Below are 25,050 nucleotides of genomic sequence, written 5' to 3' on the forward strand. Positions count from 1 at the left end.
ACAGGACATGGATTTCGAACTGCCAGAAGAATATCGGTCTTTTCAGGACATGGTGCGCCGCTGGGTCGACAAGGAAGTGCCGAAGGAGTGGGCGCGCGCACTGGAAAAGGACGAACATAATTATCCATTCGCTCTGTGGGATAAATTCACCCAGGCGGGATTCCATGGCATCGGCATTGCGGAAGAATATGACGGGCAGGGTGGCGATGTCGTCATGCAGATGCTGCTGGCGCGCGAACTTGCCCGCTCGCTGGGCGGTCTTGCCTGGATATGGGGCATCACCAGCTTTGCCGGGTCGAAGTCGATCGGCCTCTATGGGTCACCCGAACAAAAGGCGAAATATCTTCCGCTGATCGCGACCGGCCAGTTGAAGGCGGCGATCGCCTTTACCGAACCGGGTGGCGGCACCGACTTGCTGGGCGGAATGACTACCACCGCCGATCGGGTCGAGGGCGGCTGGAAACTGAATGGGGAAAAGATATGGTCCTCCTCCGCCCATGTCGCCGACTATCTGCTGGTGATCGCGCGGAGCGACAAGGAGACGGAAAAGAAGCATCAGGGCCTGACTCTGTTCTGGGTGCCGACCAGGACGGCAGGCGTGAAGATCACCCCGCTGGCCAAATTGGGTATGCGCTCGATGGGCAGTTGCTCGGTGCATTTCGAGGACGCCTTCGTTGCGGACGAACAGGTGCTGGGGGCGCCGCACAAGGCCTGGTACATGCTGCTGCCCACGCTCAACAATGAACGCATCATGGTCGGCGCCTTCTGCTTGGGCGTCATCGACGGGGTGCTGGAGGATGCGCTTGATTATATGAAGCAGCGCAAGGCGTTTGGCGGGATCATCGGCCGTTTCCAGAGCTTGCAACATTATGTCGCCGACATCGCGACCATGCAGAAGACCACCGAACTGATGCTGCATTTCTGTGCTGATAAGCAGGCGCGCGGCGAAAATGTCGGGGTCGAGGCCAATATGCTCAAACTCATGGCGTCGGAAAATGCCAATGCGGCCGCCGATCGTGGCATACAGATCATGGGCGGCATGGGCTATTCCGCGGAAACCGACATGCAGCGCTACTGGCGCGATAGCCGTCTGTGGCGGATCGGTCCGATCACCAATGAAATGGTCCGCAACGGCATCGCCGAAAGCCTGGGGCTGCCCCGTTCATTCTGAAAGACGCGTCAAAAGGCGTGCAGCCTCTCTGTCGACCAAGGAAAGAGACGATCATGATGTTTCCGCCCCAGCCCATTCCCGATCATGTGCCGGCCGATCTGGTCAAACCCGATTTTCCCTTCATCTTTGGCATGACGACCGATCGCGATCCGTTCGACGACATGGCGATGGCAGTGCATGACGGCCCGGATATCATCTATGCGCCGCACGCCTATCCGGGCGGAACTGCCGCCTGGGTGCCCCGGCGGATGGCGCATATGCGCGCCATCTATCTGGACACGCAACATTTCTCTTCGACGGACTTTTCGCCTTTTTCCAAACTGGTCGGCGGCAATTGGATCAATTCGCCCGCCGAACTGGACCCGCCGGCCCATGGTCCCTTCCGCCAGATGGTCAACCCCGCCTTCACGCCAAAGGCCATGGCCGCGCTGGAGGGGAAAATCCGCCAATATGCGGTCGAATATATCGACGCCTTCGCCGGCAAAGGCGAATGTGAGTTCATGGCCGATTTCGCGTTCGAATTTCCGATCAAGGTGTTCATGGACCTGATGGGCCTGCCTCATGACCGGGTGGCCGAGTTCATGGAGTGGGAAATGAACCTTCTCCACAATCACGACCTTTCGAAAATCGCCGAGGCGACCCGCAATGTGCTGGATTATCTGGGTGGTGAAATCGAAGACCGACGCGCCAATCCGCGCGACGATCTCATCAGCTTCGGGGTGCAGGGCCGGATCGGCGATCGGCCGCTGACGCAGGATGAATTGCTGGGCTTCATGTTCAACCTTTTCATTGGCGGGCTGGATACCGTATCCACCAATATGGGGCTGCATTTCCGCCATCTGGGCAGCGCGATGGACGATCAGGCCTATTTGCGCGCCAACCCGTCCGAAATCCCGCACGCGATTGATGAATTGATGCGAGCCTATGGCGCGGTGACGACCTTCCGCACCTGCATCAAGGCAACCGAGGTCGGCGGCGTGCGCTTCATGCCGGGGGAAAAGGTGGCAATGTCGACCACGCTTGCGGGCCGAGATCCGGCCGAATTCGATGCGCCTGCCGAAGTAAGGCTGGACCGCAAACCGCGCCATGTCGGCTTTGGCTTTGGCATACATACCTGTGTCGGGATGCATCTGGCGCGGCGGGAATTGCGGATCGCGATGGAGGAGTTTCTGGCCCGCATCCCGCAATTCCGCATCGCGCCGGGGCACAAGGTCGAATGTCATCTCGGTATGATCCAGCCGGTCGCGCTGCCGCTGGTCTGGACGCCTGCCGCCTGATCGCAAGGGGGCGTTCGTTTCGTGGCGGGCGCCCCTACAGGTCGAGGCAGGCGGTATTGAAATCCAGGCGTGGGTTACGCGGATGCAGTGCTTCGGGTCGGCCATAGCCGATGTTGCACAGGAAATTGGCCTGCCACCGCCCATCGGGGAAAAATTCGCCATCCACGCCCGCCGCGTCGAAGCCCGACATCGGCCCGCAATCCAGCCCCATCGCCCGCGCCGCCATGATAAGGTACGCGCCCTGCAATGTCGAAGATCGCGAAACCGTATCGGCGATCAGCGCCTCGTTCCCCTCGAACACGCTCCGCATGTCGCGTGAAGGGAACAGGGTATCATATTCCTCGTAAAATCGCGTATCGCCCGCGATGATGACTGTACAAGGCGCCTGCGCCACCTTGTCGACATTGCCTGGATTGATGTGGGGCATCAGCCGCGCCTTTGCCTGCGCCGAACGGATGAACACAAACCGCGCCGGACAACTATTGGCCGTCGTTGGCCCCCATTTCGCCAGATCATACAGCGCGCGCACCATCTCTCCGGTGACGGGACGGTCGGTCCAGCCATTATGGGTACGCGCTTGCCGAAAGAGGCGATCCAACATGTCGTCGCATGATGCGTCTGTCTGCGCCATGCAGGCTCCGTCGAAAAAAACCGGGCCGTCCGTTTGCTTGGCGGACGGCCCGAAAGATCAATAGGCGCCCGGCGGCGAAATCGGATCGGCCCCGGTGGTGGCGCGGCCATAAATTTCATAGCCAATGGTTGGAATATTCTGGATATGCCGGGTCGCCATCGACACGTCGCGCCAGTAACGATTGATCGGCTTGTCGAGCGCAAAAGCCGAGGACCCGGCCTGGAACATCAGCGATTCGCTGGCGCCATGGACCAGTTCGATCATCTGCGCGCCCGCGGCCCTGTGCTTGGCCTTCTCCGCAATCGAAAATTCTTCACCCACGCCGATCCGGTCCAGCTTGGCGGTCAGGTCGAACAGGATCAGCTTGGCCGTGTCGATCATCGCGGCGGCCTCGCCCAGGTCGCGCATATAGGCGCCCGAACTGGTGCGCGGGCCGATGATCGTGGTCAACACCGGCTTCTTGGGCGCTTCGGCGGTGACGATTTCCAGCATGGCCTCAACCGCACCGATCAACTGCGCGATGCCGGTCGTGCGGACCACCGGAACGGCGGGCAAAAGGTCGGACGGCGCACCGAAATGGCGCTTCGTCGGGTCGATCTGGCCGGTTCTCTCGGTCATCAGCGCCATTTGCGCGTCGGGAATGAAGACATCCTTGGCAATGGCGGTGTCGGACCCGGTGCCCTGCATCCCGGACACGAACCAGCTGTCCTCGATCGTCATCTGGTCCATGCGCAGATAGCACATATTGATACCAGGCACGACGGGGCCGTCATAATCTTCCAGCACCACGCCCTGCTGCGCCCAGTTCGACTGGCGCGACCCGGACATATAGGGCCATTTGCCGTTGATGATCCAGCCGCCATCGACCTTGCGCGCCTTGCCGGGCGGGTTGTATGCACCGCACACCGTTTGCGCGCCGTCAGCAAATACCGCGTCCTGCACCCCGTCGGGGGCCAGGCTGGTGATCCAGCTGGTGCCGTTGATGATCTGCATGACCCAGCTGATCGCCGGATCGCCCTTCGCGATTTCGATCTGCACACGGCAGAAATCGGTCGGCGACAGTCCCATGCCGCCCAGCCGCTGCGGTAGCAGCAGGCGAAGGAACCCTTCGTCCTTCAGCATCTTGTCGACCGCAGGGGTCGGGCTGCGACGCTTTTCGCCGGCCGGCGCCTCGCTCTGGAGGAAGCTGCGCAGGCCGCGCGCCTTTTCCACCATCGCGTCGGCGACGCTTTTGTCGGCGAAGCCAATCTTCGTGGCGGATTCAAACTTTGCCAAGGTAGCCATCAGTTCATCCTCTCTTGTGTTCGGCATGGTGACCGGCGATCTGCAACGCCCATTCGCACAATCGGTCGGGCGCGCCATTCCAGATGGCCAGCCATTCCGGCGTGGCCGGAATGATGAGCGTACTCAGTTGCAGCCGTACCAGCGTGTCGCAGAAAATATCCCGGTCGAGGCGACTGCCGGTTAACATTTCGAAATGGTCGAGCACCGGGCCGAGCGCCTGTTGCACCGCGGCCTTGTGACGGCCGAAATGACTGCGCAGAAAATTGAGATGAAAGGCCGGCTCGACCTCGAATATGCCGTCGGGCGACCGTTCGATGGTGAAGCGGCCATAGAAGCGCATGACTGCGCGGAACCGCTCTATCGGGTCGGCAATATTTTGCCCCGCCTCGACGATCCCCTTTTCGAAGCTGCTGCAAATATATTCGCTGACCGCGGCCAGCACATCCTCCTTGGACGCGAAATAGCGGTACAGCGTGCCGCGCGACACGCCGCTGCTTTCGCTGATGTCGCTCATCGACAGGCGGCGCGCACCGATACTGGCGATCGCGCGCAACGTACCGTCCATGATCTTCTGGACGCTGCCCGATTGATCGATGGCGACGATTTCGCTCCAGTCGGTGTGCGGCATCAGCTTCATGTCTGGGCTTCCATCTCTGACAGATTGTGCGGAACGCTCACATAGCCGGGCAGATGCTGTCCGCCATCTACATTGATCAGTTCGCCATTGACGAACCGCGACATTTCCGACGCCAGGAACAGCACGACCGGCCCGATGTCCAGTTCGGGGTCGCCCGCGCGCTTCAACGGATTGCTGGCGGTGGCCATGTCCAGAAAGCCCGGCACATCCTCCACCAGTTGCGCGAATACCTGTCCCATGCCGGTTGGCGCGATCGCGTTGGTGCGGATGTTGAAACGCCCCCATTCCACTGCGGCGCTGCGCGTCAGGCCCATGATCGCGCCCTTGTTCATATTATAATCGGCATGTAGCCACGCCCCGGTCTGCGCGTCGATGGAATAGAAATTGACAATCGACCCGCCGCCGCGCGCCTTCATATGCGGGAAGGCGGCGCGCATCGCCCACCAACTGCCCCAGGTGCCGATTTCCAGCGTGCGCTTGAGCATTTCATCGGTTTTCTGCTCCAGCAGGACATTGTCGGACAGCAGGGACGCGTTGTTGACCAATATGTCGATGCCGCCAAATTCGGCGACCGCACGATCGATCATCGCCTCCACATCGGCCTTGACCCCGACATCGGCGGCCATGCCGACCGCGCGCACGCCAAATTCGGTGCTGATCTCCGCCGCAACCTTTTCCGCCGCGGCCCCGTCGCGCCCGGTGATCAGGACATACGCGCCTTCGCGGGCCAGACAGCGGGATATGCCGTGGCCAAGCCCCTTTGCCCCGCCGGTGACGATCGCAACCTTATCCTGCACCAATCCCGTCACGCTGCCACTCCCGCCAATTGTTCGCTCAGGGCGCGGTCCATATCCATGCGCTCCTGGCAATATTCCTGTGTGAAGACATAACCCCGGACAGCGCCATCGCTGTCGCGAAACAGATATTTCAGGCCCATCGAGTCGTTCGCTGCTTCTTCCCAGTTACCCGCTACGCCCTGCGGCGCTGGGAGCAGCACGACCGGGCAGGCGGTCGTTTTGACCTGCACCGACAAGGGCGGAAAGCGAATGTCGGTCGGCGTGCCAAGCGCGCTGGGCGCGATCGCCCGTGCGGCGGCCATGATCGGGGTGACATAGGCAGCCAGCCCGCTAGGATATTCGGCGCAATCCCCAATCGCGAAAATGTCCGGGTCGCTGGTGCGGCCAGTCTGATCGACACGGATGCCCCGTCCCACGTCCAGCCCGGCGTCCTGCGCCAGTTGCACATTGGGGCGCAGGCCAACGGCAGACAGCACCGCTGCCGCCTCGATCTCCATGCCATCGTCCAGCTCGGCGCGGATGCCGCCATCTGTCTTGTGGATCGCCATCACCTTGCGGCCCAGATGCCACTCCACGCCCTTCTCCGACAGCGCGTCGCGAATGCTGGAGCCGACATCCGCTGGCACAAGTTGCGCCAGCGGATGTCCCAGCATGTCGACCACCACCGGACGATAGCCCGTCGCGGCCAGATCATTGGCAAATTCGGTGCCGACCAGCCCGCTGCCCATAATCAGCACCCGCGCGCCATCGGGCAACTTTTCGCGAAAATCGCGATAATGGTCGAGGCTGTTCACCGCCATCGCCCGGTGCGCGGCATCGCCCTCGATCGGCGGCCGGATTGGCTCAGCCCCCAGCGCCAGCACCAGCCGATCGTAGAAGATCGGCCCGCCGGTGGTCAGCACGGCCTTGTCCTGCCGGTCGATCGCCTCGACAACCCGGCCGGCGCGCAGGTCCAGCTTCAACTGCGTCGCCATTTTCTCCGCAGCCGTGGTGACTAGCGTATCGGCGACCTTGCCCTTGGCCAGCGCGGTGGACAAAGCGGGCTTGGAATAGAAGTGCCCGTCATCCTGCGTCACCAAGGTAAGCCGGGCGTCCGGCGCCAGTTTGCGCAACTCGCGCAGGACCCCATAGCCGGCCAAGCCGCTGCCGATCACCACGATATGCGGGGAGCCTGTCACCTGCCCAACTCCGTCAGAGGAAGATCGCGAAGTTGGACATGCCCAACGTCGATTGATCGACGATGATCTCGCGCACGGCCAGCTTGTACACGCCATCGACCAGTCGCCACACGTCCCGCCGTTCCGCCGTGATCGACTCGTTTTCCGGGTTATCGAACCGGCTGCGCTCTACATAAAGATAGCTCACAACTTCATATTCGCCCGCCGTGTCGCACTGTGCGACACGGACATTGGTAACGAAACGGCGGGTTCGCGACGGCGGATCTTCCGCCCAGGCGCTTTTCGACAGCCGCCCGGTCCGCATCAGGATCGACGCATAATTTTCGTCAAAATGCTTCATCGTCCGCACGACGTCGCGATCCTTGTTGGGACCGTTGCGGGTCAGGCGCAGCGGCGCGGTATAGACCAGATCCTGCGCCAGATAGGCGACCCAGTCGTCGAACCGGCGCTCGTCCAGCGCCGCCGCTTCATCATACAGGGTTTCGAGCAGGCGGTTATAGACCTCCGACCCCAACGGCACGCGCTGGGTGGATACCAGCCCGCGCATCACGCTGGTCTTGTCGATGGCGGCGGTCGCGTAGTTCACGGTCATGCTATGATCCTCTCGGTTCGCGTCGCTCAGGCGTCGGCCATCAGGTCGTAATAGGCCATCCACCAGGCCCATTGCGTGTCGTCCTTGGTAAAGCCGGGGTAGAGGTCACCGCCACCGACCCAGCCTTCGGGCCGTTCATGACCATGGAGCGCCTGATATTTCAACGTCACGCTCTTGCTCATATGCCCGCGCGCATTGCGCATGATCTGCGGCCAGGTATCGGCATCGTCCTGCTCGATCGTGCCGGACGTGCCGGTGGACCAGATCGCATTCTGGAGCATGTCGCGCTTCACATCTTCAGGCGCGTCCTTCTCGGCGAAGATGAAATTGACGAACTCCACCTTGTCCGGTCCCTTGGGCACATAAGTGTGGAGCGAGAGCGCACCCGACGCGCCGCCATCCATACGCGGCGCGAAAATGAAGGCGATCAGGATGTTGGGGAACATGCCGCCGACCTGGGGCGGAATGGTCGCCAACTGGTTGACCTGATCCTCGGTAAGGTTCCTGAACAGCTGGGGGATCATCTCCTTGGTGACACCCGGCGGGGTCAGCAGGTTCAGCCGCTCTTCGGTCGTCTTGCCCTCGAAGCTGATGTCGGCGAACATCTTGAACGTCTGCGCCGCTTCCAGGCAACGCAGCGTATGCCCCTGCGGCACCGAAATATCGACGCCATACATGCCCGGCGCAGTGTCGTAGATCGACTCGGCGGTGCCGCCCATGATGCCGCCTTCCATCAGCGAACGGTGCAGCGTCAGCGTATGGAAGCCGTCCGAACCGGACTGTTCGCCGGGGATCTTCCAGTTGCACGGCAGCACGAAGCGCTGCGGGGGGCCGAGCATTTCAAGGCCATTGTCGGTGCGGCAGAAAAGCTGGTCGAGATAGAATTTGGCGTCGCCCAGATAGTCCTCGAACGAGAGATCCTTGCTCCATGTCGCAAAGATCAGACCGCCATAAAGATGCACGCGCGCCTTTTTCAGGCCCAGTTCGTCCTTGCTATGCTTGTTGCCGTGCATCTGCTCCTTTTCGATCGGCGCGCCGATGAAGCTGCCGTCGGAACGGAAGGCCCAGCCATGATAGATGCAGCGATGCGCGGCGGCGTTGCCCGCCTCGGCGGTGCACACCTTCATCCCGCGATGCGGACAGACGTTGAGCATGACATGCACTTCGCCGTCGCGTGCCCGCGACACGATCACATTATCCTCGGCCATGTCGCGCATGACATAGTCGCCCGCCTTGGGAATTTCCGATTCATGGCCCAGCAACAGCCAGGTGCGCGCAAAGATGCGCTCCATTTCCAGTTCGTACAGTTCCTTGTCGTTCATCACGCGCAGCGACACTTCGTTCATGTCGCGGTTGATGAGGTCGTCGAGCGTGGTTCCATCGCCCAGAGTCAACCCGGCCTTGTGTAGCATCTTCCTCTCCTTGGAAAATCCATCGTGAGTCGCTTTATACATATTGAACTAAATCTGTTCAAGTTGTAATGTTGCGTCACAAGGAGAGGATGATGAGCCAGAAGTTGAAGATCGTAATCGATAAGGCAGCCTGCTGTGGCTATGGCGTGTGCGCCGAAATATGCCCCGACGTGTACAAGCTGGATGCGAACGGCATTGTCTATGTCGATGACGCCATTGTGCCCGAAGGCATGGAAGACCTCGCCCGCGAAGGCGCGGAAGCCTGTCCCCAAGCGGCATTGGCAGTGGTCGACGCCTGATCGGCTGCTCCTTCTTTCCGGTGCGGAAAGGCTCTGCCTGTTCCGCGCCCAACGAACCTGTCCATGGGTAGGTCCGTTGGCGTTCGCCCCTGTTGCACCCAGCGCGGAACAGGCGATCGGCAAGGGAGAGTGAAATGACGACTGGCGACAGGGACAAGCTCTTTACCCCTTTCGAAACGGCGGGCCTGCGCCTGCGCAATCGCTTCGTCATGGCTCCCATGACGCGCAATTTCGCGCCCGACGGCATACCGTCCGATGGCGTCGCATCCTATTATGCGCGCCGCGCCGCCGCCGATGTCGGGTTGATCGTGACCGAAGGCATTGGGGTCGATCATCCCGCTGCGCTGGGACGCGAATCGATGGGCGGCGGCGCTTCGCCGGTGCTGCATGGTGACGCTGCGCTGACGCGCTGGCGTGACATCGTGACGGGCGTCCATGCGGCAGGCGGTTTGATCGTGCCGCAACTCTGGCATCAGGGCGTCATCCGGGTGCCGGGCACCGGCTACCATCCGCAAGCGCCCTCGGCCCGGCCATCGGGTATCTGGGGACCGACCGACAAGGCCATGGTGCCCCCCGATTATCTGGCGGCCGTGCGTGATCCTTCGACACCGCTGACCGACAGCGAAATCGGCGACATCATTGCTGCGTTCGCCCGCAGCGCGGCCAACGCCCGCGCCGTCGGCTTCGATGGCATCGCGCTGCATGGCGCGCATGGTTATCTAATCGACAGCTTTCTGTGGGGCCATACGAACATGCGGGATGATCGCTGGGGCGGCGATGCGGCCGCCCGTGCTCTTTTTGCTGCCGAAGTCGTCCGCGCCGTCCGGGCCGCGACCGCGCCCGATTTCCCGATCATCTTTCGCTTCTCCCAATGGAAATTGCAGGATTACGACGCCCGCAGCGCCCAGACGCCCGATGAACTGGCCGCAATGCTGGCTCCCATTGCGGACGGCGGTGTCGACATTTTCGACGCCAGCACGCGCCTTTTTTCCACTCCCGCGTTCGAAGGGTCGGATATGGGTCTTGCCGGATGGATCAAGCGGCTGACCGGCAAGCCGGTCATCGCGGTCGGCGGCGTCGGCCTCAGCAAGGATCTGCAATCCTCCTTCGCCCAGCCCACGGTGATGACCGACAATCTGGCGCTGGTGGCGGACCGCATCGCGCAGGGCGAGTTCGACCTGATCGCCGTCGGTCGCGCGCTGCTCATGGACCCTTTATGGGTCCGCAAGATGCGCGACGGCGGCGCGCCCGATCCGTTCCGGTTGGAGGCATACGCCACGCTGGACTAATGCGAATCGGCGGCGGCATAGACCTGTATCCGCGCCATATTGGTGCGGTCGGGTTGCTCCGCCATATAGCGTACGGCGTCAGCGACGTCGCCCGGCTGCATCGCGGGGATGAAGCTGTCCCAGGCAGCCTGGCCGCGCGCCTTCATATCCTCGAAAATTTCGGTGCTGGTCGTTCCCGGCGCGACGATGCCGACTTTGACGCCGCTGCCAGCCAGTTCGACGCGCAGGCAATCGGTAAAAGCCTCCAGCGCGCGCTTCAGCCCGCCATAGACGCCCACGCCCGGCGCGGTTATGTTGGCCCCGATGCTGGATATGTTGATGATCTGGCCGGTCCCGGCCGCTTTCATGGAACGCGCGAACAAGGTGCTGGTCCGCACGACGGCCTCGTAATTCAGCGCGATCATCGGGCGCAACTGGTCCAGATCGAACTGTTCGACCGGCGCAGCATGAAGGATGCCGGCATTGTTCACAAGGATGTCTGCGCGCCCGAACCGCCCCATCACCTCATCATGCAGCCGCTGCGGGGCGAGCGGATCGGCCATGTCGTCGGCGAAGGGCAGCGCATCACCACCCAACTCCGCCGCCAGCGCCGCCAGCCGATCGGCCCTGCGCGCGACCAGCACTAGCGTTGCGCCCGCCGCCGACAGGGCATGGGCGGTCGCCGCACCGATGCCCGACGATGCGCCCGTCACGATCGCGACCCTGCCAGCCAGCTTGCTCATTGCTTCACTCCATTTGGTCCAGGGGTTCAGACGAGGCGGATCAGCCGCTTGCCATCATTTTCGCCGCGATACACTCCCGCCAGAGCGTCCGGGCAAGCGTCGATCCCATCCAATATCTCCTCCCGCCAAGTCAGTTGCCCCTGCGCGATCCATGCCCGCAATTGCGCGACGGCATCACCATAGCGGTCCATATGGTCAAAGATGACGAAGCCCTCCATCCGCGCTCGCTTGACCAGCAGATGCCGTTCGACGCGCGGACCTTGCGGCCAGGGGTTCCAACGGTCGATCGACGCGGTGCCGCACGCGACGACGCGCCCCCGCATGGCCAGATGCGGCAGCACGGCGTCGCTGATCGCGCCTGCGACATTATCGAAATAAATGTCGACACCCTGCGGCGCATGGCGGGCCACTGCCACGCCCACATCTTCCCCGCGATAGTCGATCGCGCTGTCATAGCCGAACTGATCGACGCAGCGGCGCACCTTGTCCGGCCCGCCGGCAATGCCGATCGTCCGGCATCCCATCAGCCGCGCAATCTGACCCACGGCCGATCCGACTGCGCCGGCCGCCGTCGATACCAGTACGGTATCGCCCGCGCGCGGCTGGCCGATCAGCGTCAGCGCCAGAAAGGCTGTGACACCGTTGATCCCCAATATGCCGAGCGACGCACGCATCTCCGGCGCATTGGTTCGCTGCACCACCTGATCGGTCCGAACACGGGCAAAATCCTGCCACCCGAACCATCCCGTCACATAATCGCCGACCTGATAGGCATCGTCACCGGACGCCACCACCTGCCCTGCGGCGAGCGCGCGCATGACCGATCCGATCGCGACCGGCGCGGCATAATTGTCGCTGTCCGCGATCCAGCCACGCATCGCCGGTTCGACCGACAGATAATGGTTGCGCACCAGAATTTCGCCCGGTCCAGGCTGATCGACCCTACTGTGCCGGATCGCGAAATGCTCCGCCTGCGCGATGCCCGCTGGACGGGCGATCAGAATCACCTGACGATTAATGTCATTCATTCAATCCCGCCTTCACCATCGTGAATTTGCGTCGCGCGATCCGCCACCCGTCCGCGGTGCGGATCAGGCAGTCGTCATAAAAGCCTGCCGCGCGATGCGTCACCCCATGTGCCTGATCGGTCAGCACCGCGTCGACATAGCTGCGTGCGACGATTTCATCGTTCCGGCTTTCCACCACGATGTTGGTGATCCGGTGCAACGTCGCGCCCATCTGCCGATGCGCGCTCTCCATATATTCGGTAATCGCGCGCGGGCCGCGCCATCGGCCGAAGCTGCCATAATCCGCCTCGCAATCCTGTGCGAAGCAGGTGCGAAACAACGGCCAGTCGCGCGTGTCGATCCCGGTCGCATAGCGTAGCAGCAAATGATGGATCGCGCGCTCATCATCCGCTGCGAGTGGCGCCCTGCGCGTCAGGCTGCCATGTGCCGCCATAGTCATCCTCCCTTATATCCTGACGGATCATAGGGAAGGGGATGCCGATCTTGCCCGTCGAACGATAGGATCGGCGCCTATCGCGTCATTTCCTGGGCAGGGCATAGGCGACCAACTGATCGCTGGACCCCGACAGCATCGCGCCATGCCCCCCCGCCGCAATCACTATGAATTGACGCCCGCTGGCACTGGACCAATAGCTGCTGGGCGACGCATTGCCACCGGCAGGCAGGCGCGCCTTCCACAGCAACTGTCCGGTCGCCGTATCGAACGCGCGAAACGCATGTTCCTGGGTCGCGCCGATGAAGGTCAGGCCACTGGCCGTCGCCACCGACCCGCCGATATTGGGCACCCCCATCGGGATGGGGACGAGCGTCGGCAGCGCCAGCGGCCCGCTGTCGCGCGAGGTGCCCAAAGTCCGGCTCCACACCATCTTGCCGGTCCTGATGTCGACAGCGTTGATCCGGCCATAGGGCGGCTGCTGACAGGGTATGGCCAATGGCGACAGGAATGGCGCGATCTGCGCTGCATAAGGAACGCCCTGCTGCGCCGCCGGGCCGCCGACATCGCCCATATGCACCGCGTTCATCGGCTTGATGCCGCGCCGGTCGGCCTCCGCGCGTGGGATCAGACGGTTATAATTGCCGACCTGGTTGTTGTTGACGATCATCAGCCCGCGCAGCTTGTCCACCGACACGCCACCCCAGTCGATCCCGCCCAGATAGCCGGGCCAGGTGATCGTGGGATGCTCCGTCGACAGGGGCGTCATGTCACCATCGAATCGCGCCTGCCGAAAACGGATGCGACAGATCGCCTGATCGATCGGGGTCAGTCCCCACATGCCCTTTTCCGTAGGACGCGGCCCGCCAAAGCTGGGCATGGTGGTCGAATAGGGCTGGGTCTTGGCGATTCGTTCACCCGCGACGGCCCCTTGGGGCACGGGGCGCTCCTCGACCGGCAGGATCGGCTTGCCCGTCGCCCGGTCCAGCAGGAAAATCTCGCCCCGCTTGGTCGGCTGGATCAGGCCGCGCACCCCACCGGGCAGATCGACCAGCGTCGGCTGCGCTGGGACGTCATAGTCCCACAGGTCGTGATGGGTGGTCTGGAAAGACCACCGGACCGCGCCGGTCGCGGCGTCTAGGGCAATGACCGAACTGGAAAAGCGGTCGTCATTGGCGGTGCGGTGTCCGCCGAAATAATCGGGCGTGGCATTGCCCGTCGGCGCATAGACCAGCCCCAGCGATTCGTCCGAACTCATCGGCGCCCAGCTGTTCGGCGTGCCAGGGGTGAAGGTCGCGCCGGGCGCGGGCAGGCCGTGATCGTCGGGACGGCCGATATCGAACGCCCAGGCGAAGTCGCCGCTGACCGCATCGAAGGCGCGGATGACGCCCGATGGCTCGCCGATCCTCTGCCCGTCGGTCACCCAACCGCCCAGCACCAGTCGTCCACGCACCAGCGCGGGGGGTGATGTGACGAAATAATAACCCTTGTCCACCGTGCCGAGGCCGGATCTCAGGTCGACTTGGCCCCCGCGTCCGAAGCCGGGACAAGGGCGCCCGGTGGCCGCGTCCAGCGCGATCAGCCGTGCGTCCAGCGTCGCGGTATATATTCGTTCGGCGCATGGGCCGTTCGCCTGCGGCACGCGATAATAAGTGACGCCGCGACAGACCAGGCCATAGACGCCCGCCAGATCGGTCTTGGGATTATGCCGCCACAATTGCCGCCCCGTCTCCGGGTCCAGCGCAATCACGTCATTATTGCCCGCACATAGATAGAGGCGGTTGCCGATCTTGAGCGGGTTGACCTGAAACGCCGTTCCCTGCTTGCCATCGCCCAGCTTCCCGGTGCGGTAGGTCCAGGCTGGTCGCAAATGGCCGACATTGGCCGGGGTGATTTGCGCCAGCGGTGAAAAGCGCGACCCGCCCCGGTCGTTGCCATAAGCGATCCAGTCGCCATCGCCGGCCTGTGCGGGGGGCGGACCCCATAATTCGCTGCGTGGCGCCGGCATCCGATCGGCCCAGAAGGCCAGCCCGACGCCGCCCGCGAGTATCAACGCCAGACCGGGCCACAACAGCCGTGCGCCCGGCAGGGGCTGCATCCTCCCGACATGCCGCCGATAGAAGGGAGTCAGCATATACAGGCCCAGTCCCATCGGCATGGCGATGCGCGGGGCTAACGCCCATCCGTCTGCTCCGACTTCCCACGTCGCCCAGCCCAGATTGGCGGCCAGATACAGCCAGAACAACAGGATCGACACAGACCGCCTGCGCCAGCCCAGCAGCGCGACGGCGACCATCACGATCCCCGACGCAAGATACCATGGCGATCCGCCCAGCAGCAGCAGGCGGCCGCCCAGCCATGCAAGCGATGCGCCCGTAATGGTCAGTGACGATAGGAATGCGATGTTGAGGAAGCGTTGCATCATGGCACCCCGGCGCAGCACAAAGGATCGATCGGTGCGATCAGGCGGGTAGTTGCGCCGCCAGCCAGTCAGGCACGTTCATCCGATAGCATTTCTGCTCATACAGGCGGCTGATCCGCCATCCGTCGGCGGTGCGGACATAATCGTGGATATACCACAGCCCGAAAACCAGCGTGTCGCTGGTGCTGCCGTCGCTGACGGTCATCGGGTTGGTGCATACCGTCTTGGTCTGCGCCCGGTCGCCCTCGATCCGATATTGGGTGGTCGATATGGCGTGCTGAAACGCCACGATCGGGGCCAGGCTTTGCGCTAGAAAGCGCTTGATGTCGGCCAGGCTGCCGACCACCCCGACCATTTCGGAATAATCGATCACCGCGTCATCGGTGAAATATCGGTCCAGCCCGTCCCAGTCGCGGCTGTCCACGGCATAGCAATAGCCAACGATCAGATCCTGTATTTCGAACCGATCCGACATCTCCTGCACGGTCATGGTCATAACCTCTCCTCCATTCTATAGAATCATGGATTGCACAGGCAGGTTGGCCGACCGCCTTTCGTTGGGTAGGTGTAGACCCTGGCTGTGGAGGGGATGAGGCGTTACCGCCGGCGTAGGTCAGCGGGCCAATTTTGCATCAAGGAGAGTTTAGATGGGTCTCGCCCCGTTCACCGAAGCCGATTTCGTCCTGTCCAAAGAAAAGCGGGCCGAAATCACCGCCGGGCTGACCGATCGCCAGGCGTTCATGGTCAATCACTGGATGGACCTGCACGAAGTCATCAACCGCGGTGACTGGGATGGCATGGACGCATTCTTCAACACCGACACCATGACCTATGACAATCCCAACCGGCCGGACCTGGGCACCTATCATGTCTGGAAAACCTCGCCGCAGGGTCTGTACACGACATTCCCGCCCAGCATCTATCGCACGCTCAAGGCGTGGGGCCGGGGTGAAGACGAAATCTGCGTCCTGTGCCACCATCATGGCAAACATACCGGCGGACCCTATATGGGCGTTCAGCCGACCGGCAACGAACTCAACGTCCTGTGGTTCTCGTGGCTGCGCTTCCGCGGTGACAAGATCGACCATATTTATTCGATCTCGGACGTGCTGACGATGCTCAAGGATCTCGAAGTGATCGAAGTGCCCCAGCCGGTCGATCCCTACAAATAAGATGGTGCACGCCCCGATCCCCTTTGGCGGATCGGGGCGGCATTGCGGTCAGTCGACGGCGCCGACATGGTCGATCCACCGGTCCAGCATCGCCCAGCTTTGCTGGCGTGTCGATGCGAAATTATGGCAATGGGCCGCATCCGCCAATGTCGTCATCGTGACATGGCGCGATCCGCGATAGCCGGCCGGTTCGCGATGGGGATCGGGACTGACGTCGATGTCGGCGAAATGCAGATACACCGGGGCGGTGATCGCCGCTGCCTCCCCCGCTACGCCGCCCGGCACGATCGCCAGCCGCCCATAGCTGTTGGGCGTGGTGGAAGCCTGCGCATCGTCCGCCGCGATGACGGCGTCAGGCACGTCGGCAGCATGGAAATAGCCGCGCATCGCGGCACGATTGGCCGCGCCATAGCCTGACCCTGCGACCCGCGCGTCCAGATCCGCGCGCACCGCGTCGCTCATGGCCAGGCCGATATTCGTGAATCCAAGGATGGCGACCTGATCGAAACTGGCCCATCTTGCCTGTTGCAGGATGGTCAGCATCCCGCCCATCGAATGACCCACCCCCGTCACCCGGCGCGCGCGCCCGGCAAATTCCGCGCCCCATTCCCCTGCGTCCATCCGTTGCAGCACTTTGCTCAACGCCAGATGATGCGCCTGCGCACCGCAGTACGGCGTCAGCCTGTCTTCGTGGAGCGGCTGGCTGCTGTCGCCCATGCCCAGCGCGTCGATCGCCAGCACCGCCTTGCCATGCGCCAGGCAGTGATCGACGAAACTATATCCCGGCCACTCCGCAATCTGCGCGTCCCAATACCATCGGCTGTAGGTGCCGCCATGCAGGCATATGCGCAAATCGAGTGGGCCGGGGCGCGCATTGTCTGGCAACGCGAGCGTTGCGGCGATCTGTATAGGCTCGCCGAAATCGACGGCGGTTTGGACGGGCAGCGACAGTGTGAACTTCGGCATGGACGTTCCTTGCGATCAGAGGCTGAAACCGCCATCGACGATCAGCGTCTGGCCAGTGATGTAGCGCGCCTTCTGCGAGGCCAGAAAGGCGACGGCCTGCGCGACATCATCGCCCGCACCAAAGTGCCGGAGCGCGATCCGCTTGCGTTGCGCCTCCCAGATGTCGGGCGTGTAAAGGCTGGTGAGGAAATCGGCGCCCAGACCGGCGTCGATGATGCCGGGCGCGACCATGTTCGCGCGGATGCCGTATCGCCCTTCCTCCTTCGCGATCGCACGACCCAGCGCCTCGATCCCTGCCTTGGGCACCGATGACAGCGCGTCTCCGGGCGGAAAACAATAGTTGGCGACCGACACCACCGATACGAAATTGCCAAAGCGTTGCGCCCGGAAATGGGGCAGGGCGGCAGCGACGACGCGGGTAAAGCCGATCAGCTCGACTTCGATTACCTGCCGCCATTGAGACTCGCCGATCTGGCTGACAAAGGGTTGGGCAATGTCGACGCCGCTGGCGAATATCACCGTCCCGATCGCGCCGAACCGGGCTTTGGTTTGAGCGACCGCATTTTGAATGCTTGCCATTTCAGCCAGGTCGCAATGGACGGCGATGGCGCGTTTCGCGCCTTCCTCCAATGTGTCGATCACAACCTGCGCCTTGTCCGCGCTGGAGCGATAGCCGATCGCCAGGCCGTCCCAATCGGACGCAAGGCAGCGACAGATCGCGCTTCCCAGCCCGCCCGTGCCGCCGACAATCAAGGCCGCGCCCCGGTTCATAGCGGCAAATGCCTGCCCAGATGGCGCAACAGCCGGTCGGCAAAGGCATCATTATGGTCGCCGGTGAACATATGGCCCACGCCATAGGCGACCTCGACCTCCAATTGCGGGGTCAGCGTCTGAAACTGGCTAATACTCTCGTCCGTTACGATCTCGCTCAGTTCGGCCCTCACAAGCACGACCGGCGCAGTCACGCGCTGCGCTGCGGCGACCAGCGCTTCACCTTCCGAGGGTGGGTGCAGAAATTCCCGTGATGTGGTGCGCGGATCCCAGTGCCAGAACAGCCGCCCGCCATCCGTCCGCATCGCCTTGGCCAGGCCGGACACGTCGGGCAGGCGCGGCTGGCCGAGGTGAAGATGCAGCGCATCGGCGGCTTCATCGAGCGACGCGAAGCCCGCCGCACTGGCATGGAAGAAACTGCGTATTTCCTCCACCCCGGCGTCATCGATATGGGGGGCAACATCGGCCAGCATGATCAGCCCCACGCGATCAGGATGGCGCGATCCGCCTACCAACGCCGATTGCCCGCCGCGCGATGCGCCAACCAGAGCGACCGGACGATCGAGCGCGAACAGGATCGCTTCGACATCCCGGCCATAGGCTTCCAGCAGATAGTCGCCATTGCTGGCCCACCCGCTGTCGCCATGGCCGCGCAGGTCGAAGCTCAGGCCATAATAGCCCGCCTGCGCGACCCGCCGCGCCGATCCTGCCCAGGACCGGCGGCTCTGACCTCCCCCGTGAAAGAAGCAGACGGGCGGCGCGGCCGGGTCGCCATAGGCGTCCGCGACCATCGCCACGCCGTCGCCCGGCAGGGTGATCCGGGTCGCGGACATCATGCCGGGCGCGTCAGGCTTATTCGGCGGCGATGGGCGGCGCGATCTCGGCGAAACATTCATGTTCGCCCGGTCCGGTATAGGCGAATTTGCCCGGCGCATGGTGCCATTTGCCATCGTTGCGGCTCTCATAGGGCGACGCCACCTCGATCAGGGCGCCGTGCGTGCTTTTAGCGCCGACCCAGCTCCATTTCTGCCAAGTCATGTCGGGGTCATTATAGGTCTGGCCACCGCCGGGCAGGTGCAGCCCTTCGGCCTTGAGCTTTTCCATCGCGCCCGGCACATCGTCGGTCGCATAGCAAAGATGATGGACATGTTCGCCGACCTTGTCGAGCCGGTCGCCCATCGGCGTGCCGGGAGCGGGCTGGATGAACTGGATTTCAGTACCGCCATCGTTGACGAAGGTCGCCCATTTCATGCCGGCATCGGCGCCGCTGGAAAATTCGTCATATTTGACGAGGCGCTTTTCCAGGCTGGCGGGGTCCAGCACGCGCAATATCTTGGTCCAGTCCACGATCGCCGTGTCCAGGTCACGCACGACCATGCACACATGGGCAAAAGGTCCGCTTGGCATATTCTTCTCCTCGAAAATTCTAGATTTCTATCGTCGCCGTGCCGGAATTGACCGTCCCGCGCCCATCTATGTCCAGCGCGAAGGCGCAGCTTATCACCTGGCCATCGATCGCTGTGACCGTGCCGGTCACGGTTGCGCGGTCGCCACCATAGACATTGTCCAGAAAGCGTGAATCCATCGCCTTGATCCGCCCGCCGGGAAAAGCGCGCATCAGCATGTTCATCATGTAAGCGACGTTCGCCGGTCCCTGGTTGATGAGCCGGTCGCCCAGCCCCTTGGCCTTGACCACCTCTGCATCCAGATGGATGGGATTGGGGTCCGCCAGGAAAATCGCCCATTTTTTCATGGCTTCGGGGCTGACGCTCTCGATCGTGAAGGGCGGCAATGTGTCTCCGACGGCATAGCTCATGCGGCAAACTCCTTGCGCGGCAGAACCCACACATTGTCGGTTTCCAGAACCTGCGTTCCGTCCAGCAGATGCAGGCGCAGACGGTATGTCAGCACATCCATCACGCCCAGCTTGCGGCTGCGCTTGCGGATCAGGCTCAATATTTCCCCCGTCACCTTGTAGCTTGCCCCGACCATCAGCGGGGCGTCGAATTGCACGCCGCTGCTGCCCATCATCGGGCCGTCATCGACGTCGAATTCGCAGGCCTCGCATACGCCCGCCACGGTCTTGCCCATCGCGACCTGCGTGGCGATATAATAATAGATCGGGTGCGCGGTGCCGTCGCTCGCCGGTTCGATGCCCGTCGAACGGCACAGTGCGGCGTTTTCCTCCGCATTGATGGTAAATACCGCGGTTCCGTCCAGCGATGTGCCGGCAGCATTGGGGGCGGGGGGCAGGGTGTCGAGATCGCTCATGGCGGTTTCCTAGTATGAGCGCGGCAGGCCGAGGCTTTCGGCGATCGAATTGCGCACCATTTCGTTGCTGATCGGGGTCATGCGCAGGATGCGATGATCCCGCCAGTAACGCTGCATGTCGGTTTCCGCCGAATAGCCCATGCCGCCCATGATCTGTATGCCAAGGTCGGCGGCCTTCACCGCATTTTCGGTCGCGACCATCTTGAGCATGTTTGCCTCGACGCCGCAATTCATGCCGTTGGACTGCATCCAGGCGACATTGTTGAGCAGCAATTCGGTGGTTTTCTGCCAGGTCGCGATGTCGGCGACATAATGCTGGAGCGCCTGAAAGCGGCCGATGATGCCGCCAAACGCCTTGCGCTGGAGCATATAGGCCACAGCGTCCTCCAACACGCCGTCGATGGCACCCAGGCATTGCGCGCCGACCATGATCCGCTCATTGTTGAGCGTCGGCAGCATCGCATACCAGGCTTTGCCCGGCTCCCCCAGAACATCCTCATCGGGGACGAACACATCCTCATAATGGACCTCGCACGATCCCATCGCGCGCATCCCCAGCTTGGGCAGAAGCGATGCGGTGATGCCCTGCGCTTTGGCATCGACGAAGAACATGGTCAGGCCATGATGTTTCTTTTCGACATCCTTGTCGGTGCGCGCCAGGACGAGCAGGCGGTCGGCGGCCTTCGCGCCGGTCGTCCACATCTTCGCGCCATTGAGCTTCCATCCGCCCTCGACCTTGTCGGCATAGGTTTTCATCGCGCCCAGCACGTCGGTGCCGCCATCTGGTTCAGTCATGGAAAGGGAGACCCGCAACTTGCCCTGCGCCATCGGCCGCAACCAGCGGTTCTTCTGTTCTTCGGTGCCGACCGAACTGATCGTCTTGGCCCCGCCAAAGGATGTCAGACCCCAAACCCAGAGCAACCCGCCCGCCGTCCGCGCAAATTCACGCGCGAAGATCATCTGCATCATGACGTCGCCGCCCAGGCCGTCATACTCCTCCGGGATGCCGATGCCGAAGAAACCCTGCTCTGCGATCTTGTCCCACAATGCGTAGGGATAATTTTCCTCGTCGGCCTCCAGCGTGCGCATCCAGTCCTTGGGTGCCTCGGCATCCACCCAGCGGCGCACGATATCGCGAAACGCCTGCTGCTCCTCGGTGAGCGAAAAATCCATTGTCTTTCCTGTTCTCTTTGCCCGGCCATTAGGCACCAGTCGGGCGCATTGAGAACCTATCGTCCTATAGGGTAAGCTGCCGTCAGATCGACAGGCCGCCTTCGACCGGGATGACCGATCCGGTTACGTAGGCGCCCGCGCGCGACGCCAGATAGATGGCGGCCCCGGCGAGATCCTCCGGCGTGCCGACGCGCCCGCGCGGGACCATGGCTTCCACCATCTTGCGCATCTCGTCCGACGCGATCACGGTCATTTCGGATTCGAAAAAGCCCGGCGCGATCACATTGGCGGTGATGTTGTCGCGCCCCAGTCTTTTGGCCAGCCCTTTGGCCATCCAGTGAATCGCGCTCTTGGACGCCTGATAGGCGTAATTTTCTTTTGGCCCGACCTTGAGCGCACCGACAGACCCGATGTTGATGAGCGATGCCGGCCGCTCCGCCGTTCCGCCCGCGCGCAACAGCGGCAGGAATTTCTGGAGTATGAAGAAGGGCGCCTTGAGGTTCAGGTCGATCACCTGGTCCCAGTCATCCTCGCCATAATCGTCGATTGGCGCGTCCGCCATGGTCCCGGCATTGTTGACGAGCATATGCAGCGCGTTTTCGCGCGCAGCCACCTGCGCCACCAGGGCGTCGATACCACCGAGCGTTGACAGGTCGGCCGTCAGGCCGATGCAGGTGCCGCCGGTCGCTTCGTTAATCGCCTGCGCGGCGGCCATGACCTTGGTTTCGGTACGGGCGCAGATATAGACTTTGGCGCCTGCCGTCGCATAACCGGTGGCGATGTGGCGACCGATGCCGCTCGATCCGCCGGTGACCAGCGCGACTCGACCCTGGACTGAAAAAAGCGCATCGATGTTCATGCTGCGCCCTTCGATGCTGTGATTTTCAGGATCAGTTCGACGGTCCCTTCGGGATCGCCCACCAGCAGCGCATGATCGCCCGGATGACTATGGATCGTCCAGCCGAGCGCTCGCGCGCGATCGTGCATCGCGGTCATGACGGTTATCGCCGCCGCGATATAATCGACTGGCTTCTCAATCGTTTCTGCGCCGACGGGAATGACGCAGGCGGTCGCCTTCATCGGCTGGTCCGACAGATTGTCGAGCAGCCATTTTTCGCGATCCGGGTCCATCAGATGGGGATGGGTCTTGGCTGCCTCGCGCTGCATGGCATCGACGCCAGAACCGATTGGTCCCTCGCCCGCGTCCAGCATGGCGTCCAGACCAGCAAGCTGATCTTCGGGAACATAGCCCATAAGCGATGCTATACGTTCGCCCGAATGCGGCACGATGGCGTCGAGGTAGATCACGCTGGCGATGCGATCGCCCATCTGCGCAATCACCCCCGGCGCGACCGTCCCGGCATAGCTGTGGGCGACCAACACGACATCGCGCAAATCCTCATAGCGCAAGACGTTGACGACATCCTGCACATGCGTGGCATTGCCGACATCCCGGCCGATCAGGTGCGACCGTTCGCCAAAGCCGGTGAAGGTCGGCGTATAAACCTTATGCCCCAGTGTTTCGAGCAGTTCACGGACATATTTCCAGGTCCAGCCGCCCATGCCGCCGCCGTGGAGTAAAACGAATGTGGTCATGACTGGTCAGCCTCCGCAACTTCTGTATTCTGGATGAATTCCGGGAACGGATCTGGTCCCCACAGGAACATGCTGTCTTCGGGCGCATGGTTGGCCGACGGCCAGTCCACATCATGCGGGATGAAGTCGATGTCGGCGGAATATTCGCTGAAACTGCCCCAAGGGTCGCGGACATAATAGAAATAATTGGCGCCCAGCACATGCTGGCCCAGACCCCAATTGGGTCCATAGCCCGCCCGCGCCATGGTCGCACCGCCCAGGCCGACTTCCATGACCGACCCTACGTCCCAGCTATTATGATGCATTCCGCGCCGATCCGACATTACGAGCGCCAGGAGATGATGGTCGCTGCCATGGACCCCATGCAGAAAGGCGACCGCCGGTTCGCTCTTGTCCGACAGGCGCAGGCCCAGCGTCTTTTCATAATAGTCGATCGCCGCATTCACGTCGGTGGTGAAAATGGCGAAATGCGACAGGCGGCGGGGATAGACTTTGGGCGCCTGGCTGTTGAGGATCGCGCCCGACTTGCCGGGTTGCGCACTGACAAAGGAAAATTGGCTCTTTTCCGCCGGTGTCGCCTTGTCCGCCGCCCGGACATTGATCGGCAGGCCGTCAAAACCGTAGAACCAGATACCATTATCTTCCGCGCCCGCCGGGGCATCGATTTGAGTCACGCCACAGCCATCGAGATGCGCGGCAAAGGCGTCGATCTCATCGGCATAGACGCCAAAACTCACATAGCGCAGTTTCCTGGTAGTGCCCCCCTGGGTGATGATGCCCCAGCGGTGCGCGTTGCCCCGAGTATAGAGTTCGATTGCGCCATCGCGGTCGCGCACGTCAAGGCCAAACAGGCTATAGAAGCGGCGTGCTTCCTCCAGGTCGGGCACGTCCAACGCAAAATGGTCGATCGAATGGACGCCCAGCACATTGGCGCGCCGTCCCACGATGCTCTTGTCGTTCATCCTGTCCTCCTTGGCTGATTGGGCGGCGACGCAATGCCGCCGCCCGCCCGTTGTCAGGCTGCCTTGATCGGGTTGACCAGCAAGCCGATTTTCTCGATCTCCACCTCGCACACATCGCCATCCTTCATGAACAGCGGGGGCTTGCGGGCAAGGCCGATGCCCGACGGCGTCCCCATCACCAGCAGGTCGCCGGCCTCCAGCGTGAAGCAGGTCGACAGCAGCGCCACCGTGTCGACTACGTCGAATACCATGTCGGATGTGTTGGCGCTTTGCACAGTTTGGCCATTGAGGCGCGTCTCGATCTTGAGGCCCGCGCCGCCCGCCGGCAGTTCGTCGGGCGTCACCAGCCACGGCCCGAATGCGCCGGTATCGTCGAAATTCTTGCCGACGGTCCATTGCGGTGTCTTTAGCTGATAGTCGCGGATCGACCCGTCATTGAACACCGAATAGGCGACGATGTGCGACAGCGCGTCGTCCTTGGCTATGTCCTTGCCGCCCTTGCCGACGACCGCGACCATTTCGGCCTCATAGTCGAGCTGGTCGGAACAGGGCGGCTTGATGATGGGGGCGCCATGGCCGATCAGGCTGCTATTGAACCGACCGAACACGGTCGGGAATTCGGGTACCTGGAAACCGCCCTCCGCGGCATGGTCCTTATAGTTCAGGCCCAGGCACAGGATCTTGGGCGCCTTGACCAGTGGCGGCAGGAACGTCAGGTCGTCGATGGCGACATCCTCGCCCCCGGTCGCGACCGCGTCACCGGCCTGGGTCAGCGCATCGCCACCCTGCGCGATCAGCGCGTCCAGATCATAGAGCGCTGCATCGCCGAACAGCACCTTGACGCCCGCCCCGGTATCGACCGCCAAACCGGTCTGCCCATTTTTCGAAACCTTAGCCAAACGCATGATTCTTGTCCTCCTGATACCCTGCCACCGTGGCGGCCGCCGCCATCCGGGTCAATATGAAA

General features: G+C 62.5%; 28 protein-coding genes. 5 read left to right on the plus strand and 23 right to left on the minus strand.

Features of this window, described 5'->3' with window-relative positions:
• Window positions 1-7: 7 nt before the first annotated feature.
• Together V473_RS16860 and V473_RS16865 are read left to right on the plus strand one after the other, a co-directional pair.
• A complete protein-coding gene (locus V473_RS16860) occupies window positions 8-1,171 on the plus strand; it encodes an acyl-CoA dehydrogenase family protein (RefSeq protein ID WP_066607703.1) in 1,164 nt (387 codons plus the stop codon).
• 53 nt (window positions 1,172-1,224) lie between these two features.
• Entirely contained in the window at window positions 1,225-2,448 is a 1,224-nt protein-coding gene (locus tag V473_RS16865; RefSeq protein WP_066607706.1) for a cytochrome P450, read from the plus strand.
• Window positions 2,449-2,482: 34 nt separating this feature from the next.
• On the opposite strand, the gene V473_RS16870 is transcribed toward V473_RS16865, so the two are convergent.
• From V473_RS16870 to V473_RS16900, 7 genes are read right to left on the minus strand one after another with little or no spacing between them, the layout of a single operon-like run.
• Complete coding sequence (locus tag V473_RS16870) at window positions 2,483-3,079, minus strand: malonic semialdehyde reductase (protein WP_066607707.1); 597 nt, start codon at window positions 3,077-3,079, stop codon at window positions 2,483-2,485.
• A gap of 57 nt (window positions 3,080-3,136) precedes the next feature.
• Window positions 3,137-4,363 (minus strand): acyl-CoA dehydrogenase family protein, encoded by a 1,227-nt coding sequence (locus tag V473_RS16875; protein ID WP_201785543.1) that lies wholly within the window; start codon window positions 4,361-4,363, stop codon window positions 3,137-3,139.
• Window positions 4,364-4,367: 4 nt separating this feature from the next.
• Window positions 4,368-5,000 carry a TetR/AcrR family transcriptional regulator gene (locus V473_RS16880; protein ID WP_066607712.1) on the minus strand — a complete coding sequence of 211 codons (633 nt, stop codon included), beginning with the start codon at window positions 4,998-5,000 and terminating at the stop codon, window positions 4,368-4,370.
• Window positions 4,997-5,809, minus strand: coding sequence for an SDR family NAD(P)-dependent oxidoreductase (locus tag V473_RS16885; RefSeq protein WP_066607714.1), 813 nt, complete (start codon window positions 5,807-5,809; stop codon window positions 4,997-4,999). Before V473_RS16885 ends, V473_RS16880 begins: the two co-directional genes overlap by 4 nt.
• The gene (locus V473_RS16890) at window positions 5,806-6,975 is read right to left on the minus strand and encodes an FAD-dependent oxidoreductase (protein ID WP_066607717.1); all 1,170 of its coding nucleotides are present in this window, start codon (window positions 6,973-6,975) and stop codon (window positions 5,806-5,808) included. Before V473_RS16890 ends, V473_RS16885 begins: the two co-directional genes overlap by 4 nt.
• Window positions 6,976-6,988: 13 nt before the next feature.
• Complete coding sequence (locus tag V473_RS16895; protein WP_066607720.1) at window positions 6,989-7,567, minus strand: 3-phenylpropionate/cinnamic acid dioxygenase subunit beta; 579 nt, start codon at window positions 7,565-7,567, stop codon at window positions 6,989-6,991.
• 26 nt (window positions 7,568-7,593) lie between these two features.
• A complete protein-coding gene (locus V473_RS16900) occupies window positions 7,594-8,979 on the minus strand; it encodes an aromatic ring-hydroxylating dioxygenase subunit alpha (RefSeq protein ID WP_066607723.1) in 1,386 nt (461 codons plus the stop codon).
• Between the two features lie 89 nt (window positions 8,980-9,068).
• Between V473_RS16900 and V473_RS16905 the strand changes: the two genes are divergently transcribed.
• Together V473_RS16905 and V473_RS16910 are read left to right on the plus strand one after the other, a co-directional pair.
• Window positions 9,069-9,278: a ferredoxin gene (locus V473_RS16905; protein WP_244884464.1), complete on the plus strand. Its 210-nt coding sequence runs from the start codon at window positions 9,069-9,071 to the stop codon at window positions 9,276-9,278.
• A gap of 134 nt (window positions 9,279-9,412) precedes the next feature.
• On the plus strand, window positions 9,413-10,567 hold the full coding sequence (locus V473_RS16910; RefSeq protein WP_066607725.1) for an oxidoreductase: 1,155 nt from the start codon (window positions 9,413-9,415) through the stop codon (window positions 10,565-10,567).
• Here the strand turns inward: V473_RS16910 and V473_RS16915 are convergent.
• The 5 genes from V473_RS16915 to V473_RS16935 form a co-directional block, all read right to left on the minus strand.
• Window positions 10,564-11,289 (minus strand): SDR family oxidoreductase, encoded by a 726-nt coding sequence (locus V473_RS16915; RefSeq protein ID WP_066607728.1) that lies wholly within the window; start codon window positions 11,287-11,289, stop codon window positions 10,564-10,566. The genes V473_RS16910 and V473_RS16915 overlap by 4 nt on opposite strands.
• A 26-nt stretch (window positions 11,290-11,315) precedes the next feature.
• Window positions 11,316-12,317 carry an NADP-dependent oxidoreductase gene (locus V473_RS16920; protein WP_066607730.1) on the minus strand — a complete coding sequence of 334 codons (1,002 nt, stop codon included), beginning with the start codon at window positions 12,315-12,317 and terminating at the stop codon, window positions 11,316-11,318.
• Window positions 12,310-12,750 carry a nuclear transport factor 2 family protein gene (locus V473_RS16925; RefSeq protein WP_066607738.1) on the minus strand — a complete coding sequence of 147 codons (441 nt, stop codon included), beginning with the start codon at window positions 12,748-12,750 and terminating at the stop codon, window positions 12,310-12,312. Before V473_RS16925 ends, V473_RS16920 begins: the two co-directional genes overlap by 8 nt.
• An 85-nt stretch (window positions 12,751-12,835) precedes the next feature.
• Window positions 12,836-15,172 carry a membrane-bound PQQ-dependent dehydrogenase, glucose/quinate/shikimate family gene (locus tag V473_RS16930; RefSeq protein ID WP_066608672.1) on the minus strand — a complete coding sequence of 779 codons (2,337 nt, stop codon included), beginning with the start codon at window positions 15,170-15,172 and terminating at the stop codon, window positions 12,836-12,838.
• Between the two features lie 40 nt (window positions 15,173-15,212).
• Window positions 15,213-15,668: a nuclear transport factor 2 family protein gene (locus tag V473_RS16935; RefSeq protein ID WP_066607741.1), complete on the minus strand. Its 456-nt coding sequence runs from the start codon at window positions 15,666-15,668 to the stop codon at window positions 15,213-15,215.
• A gap of 151 nt (window positions 15,669-15,819) precedes the next feature.
• Here V473_RS16935 and V473_RS16940 point away from each other — a divergent pair, with 151 nt between their 5' ends.
• On the plus strand, window positions 15,820-16,344 hold the full coding sequence (locus tag V473_RS16940) for an ester cyclase (RefSeq protein ID WP_066607744.1): 525 nt from the start codon (window positions 15,820-15,822) through the stop codon (window positions 16,342-16,344).
• Between the two features lie 48 nt (window positions 16,345-16,392).
• On the opposite strand, the gene V473_RS16945 is transcribed toward V473_RS16940, so the two are convergent.
• From V473_RS16945 to V473_RS16995, 11 genes are all read right to left on the minus strand, one after another.
• The gene (locus V473_RS16945; RefSeq protein WP_066607746.1) at window positions 16,393-17,310 is read right to left on the minus strand and encodes an alpha/beta fold hydrolase; all 918 of its coding nucleotides are present in this window, start codon (window positions 17,308-17,310) and stop codon (window positions 16,393-16,395) included.
• A 15-nt stretch (window positions 17,311-17,325) separates the two neighbouring features.
• Window positions 17,326-18,081 carry an SDR family NAD(P)-dependent oxidoreductase gene (locus V473_RS16950; RefSeq protein WP_066607749.1) on the minus strand — a complete coding sequence of 252 codons (756 nt, stop codon included), beginning with the start codon at window positions 18,079-18,081 and terminating at the stop codon, window positions 17,326-17,328.
• Window positions 18,078-18,917 (minus strand): alpha/beta fold hydrolase, encoded by an 840-nt coding sequence (locus tag V473_RS16955; RefSeq protein WP_082679183.1) that lies wholly within the window; start codon window positions 18,915-18,917, stop codon window positions 18,078-18,080. Before V473_RS16955 ends, V473_RS16950 begins: the two co-directional genes overlap by 4 nt.
• Window positions 18,918-18,933: 16 nt before the next feature.
• Complete coding sequence (locus V473_RS16960; protein WP_242495988.1) at window positions 18,934-19,488, minus strand: VOC family protein; 555 nt, start codon at window positions 19,486-19,488, stop codon at window positions 18,934-18,936.
• A 19-nt stretch (window positions 19,489-19,507) separates the two neighbouring features.
• Window positions 19,508-19,897, minus strand: coding sequence for a MaoC family dehydratase (locus tag V473_RS16965; protein WP_066607758.1), 390 nt, complete (start codon window positions 19,895-19,897; stop codon window positions 19,508-19,510).
• On the minus strand, window positions 19,894-20,352 hold the full coding sequence (locus tag V473_RS16970) for a hypothetical protein (RefSeq protein WP_066607761.1): 459 nt from the start codon (window positions 20,350-20,352) through the stop codon (window positions 19,894-19,896). Before V473_RS16970 ends, V473_RS16965 begins: the two co-directional genes overlap by 4 nt.
• A gap of 9 nt (window positions 20,353-20,361) precedes the next feature.
• Window positions 20,362-21,525, minus strand: a complete 1,164-nt coding sequence (locus V473_RS16975) for an acyl-CoA dehydrogenase family protein (RefSeq protein WP_066607763.1) — start codon at window positions 21,523-21,525, stop codon at window positions 20,362-20,364.
• Window positions 21,526-21,607: 82 nt separating this feature from the next.
• On the minus strand, window positions 21,608-22,384 hold the full coding sequence (locus V473_RS16980) for an SDR family oxidoreductase (RefSeq protein WP_066607765.1): 777 nt from the start codon (window positions 22,382-22,384) through the stop codon (window positions 21,608-21,610).
• Entirely contained in the window at window positions 22,381-23,121 is a 741-nt protein-coding gene (locus V473_RS16985) for an alpha/beta fold hydrolase (RefSeq protein WP_082679184.1), read from the minus strand. The genes V473_RS16980 and V473_RS16985 overlap by 4 nt, the downstream gene beginning before the upstream one ends.
• Window positions 23,118-24,083, minus strand: a complete 966-nt coding sequence (locus V473_RS16990) for a VOC family protein (RefSeq protein ID WP_066607768.1) — start codon at window positions 24,081-24,083, stop codon at window positions 23,118-23,120. The genes V473_RS16985 and V473_RS16990 overlap by 4 nt, the downstream gene beginning before the upstream one ends.
• A 53-nt stretch (window positions 24,084-24,136) precedes the next feature.
• Window positions 24,137-24,988 carry a fumarylacetoacetate hydrolase family protein gene (locus V473_RS16995; protein WP_066607771.1) on the minus strand — a complete coding sequence of 284 codons (852 nt, stop codon included), beginning with the start codon at window positions 24,986-24,988 and terminating at the stop codon, window positions 24,137-24,139.
• Window positions 24,989-25,050 lie beyond the last annotated feature (62 nt).

Source organism: Sphingobium cupriresistens LL01 (assembly GCF_001046645.1).
Lineage (GTDB): Bacteria > Pseudomonadota > Alphaproteobacteria > Sphingomonadales > Sphingomonadaceae > Sphingobium > Sphingobium cupriresistens.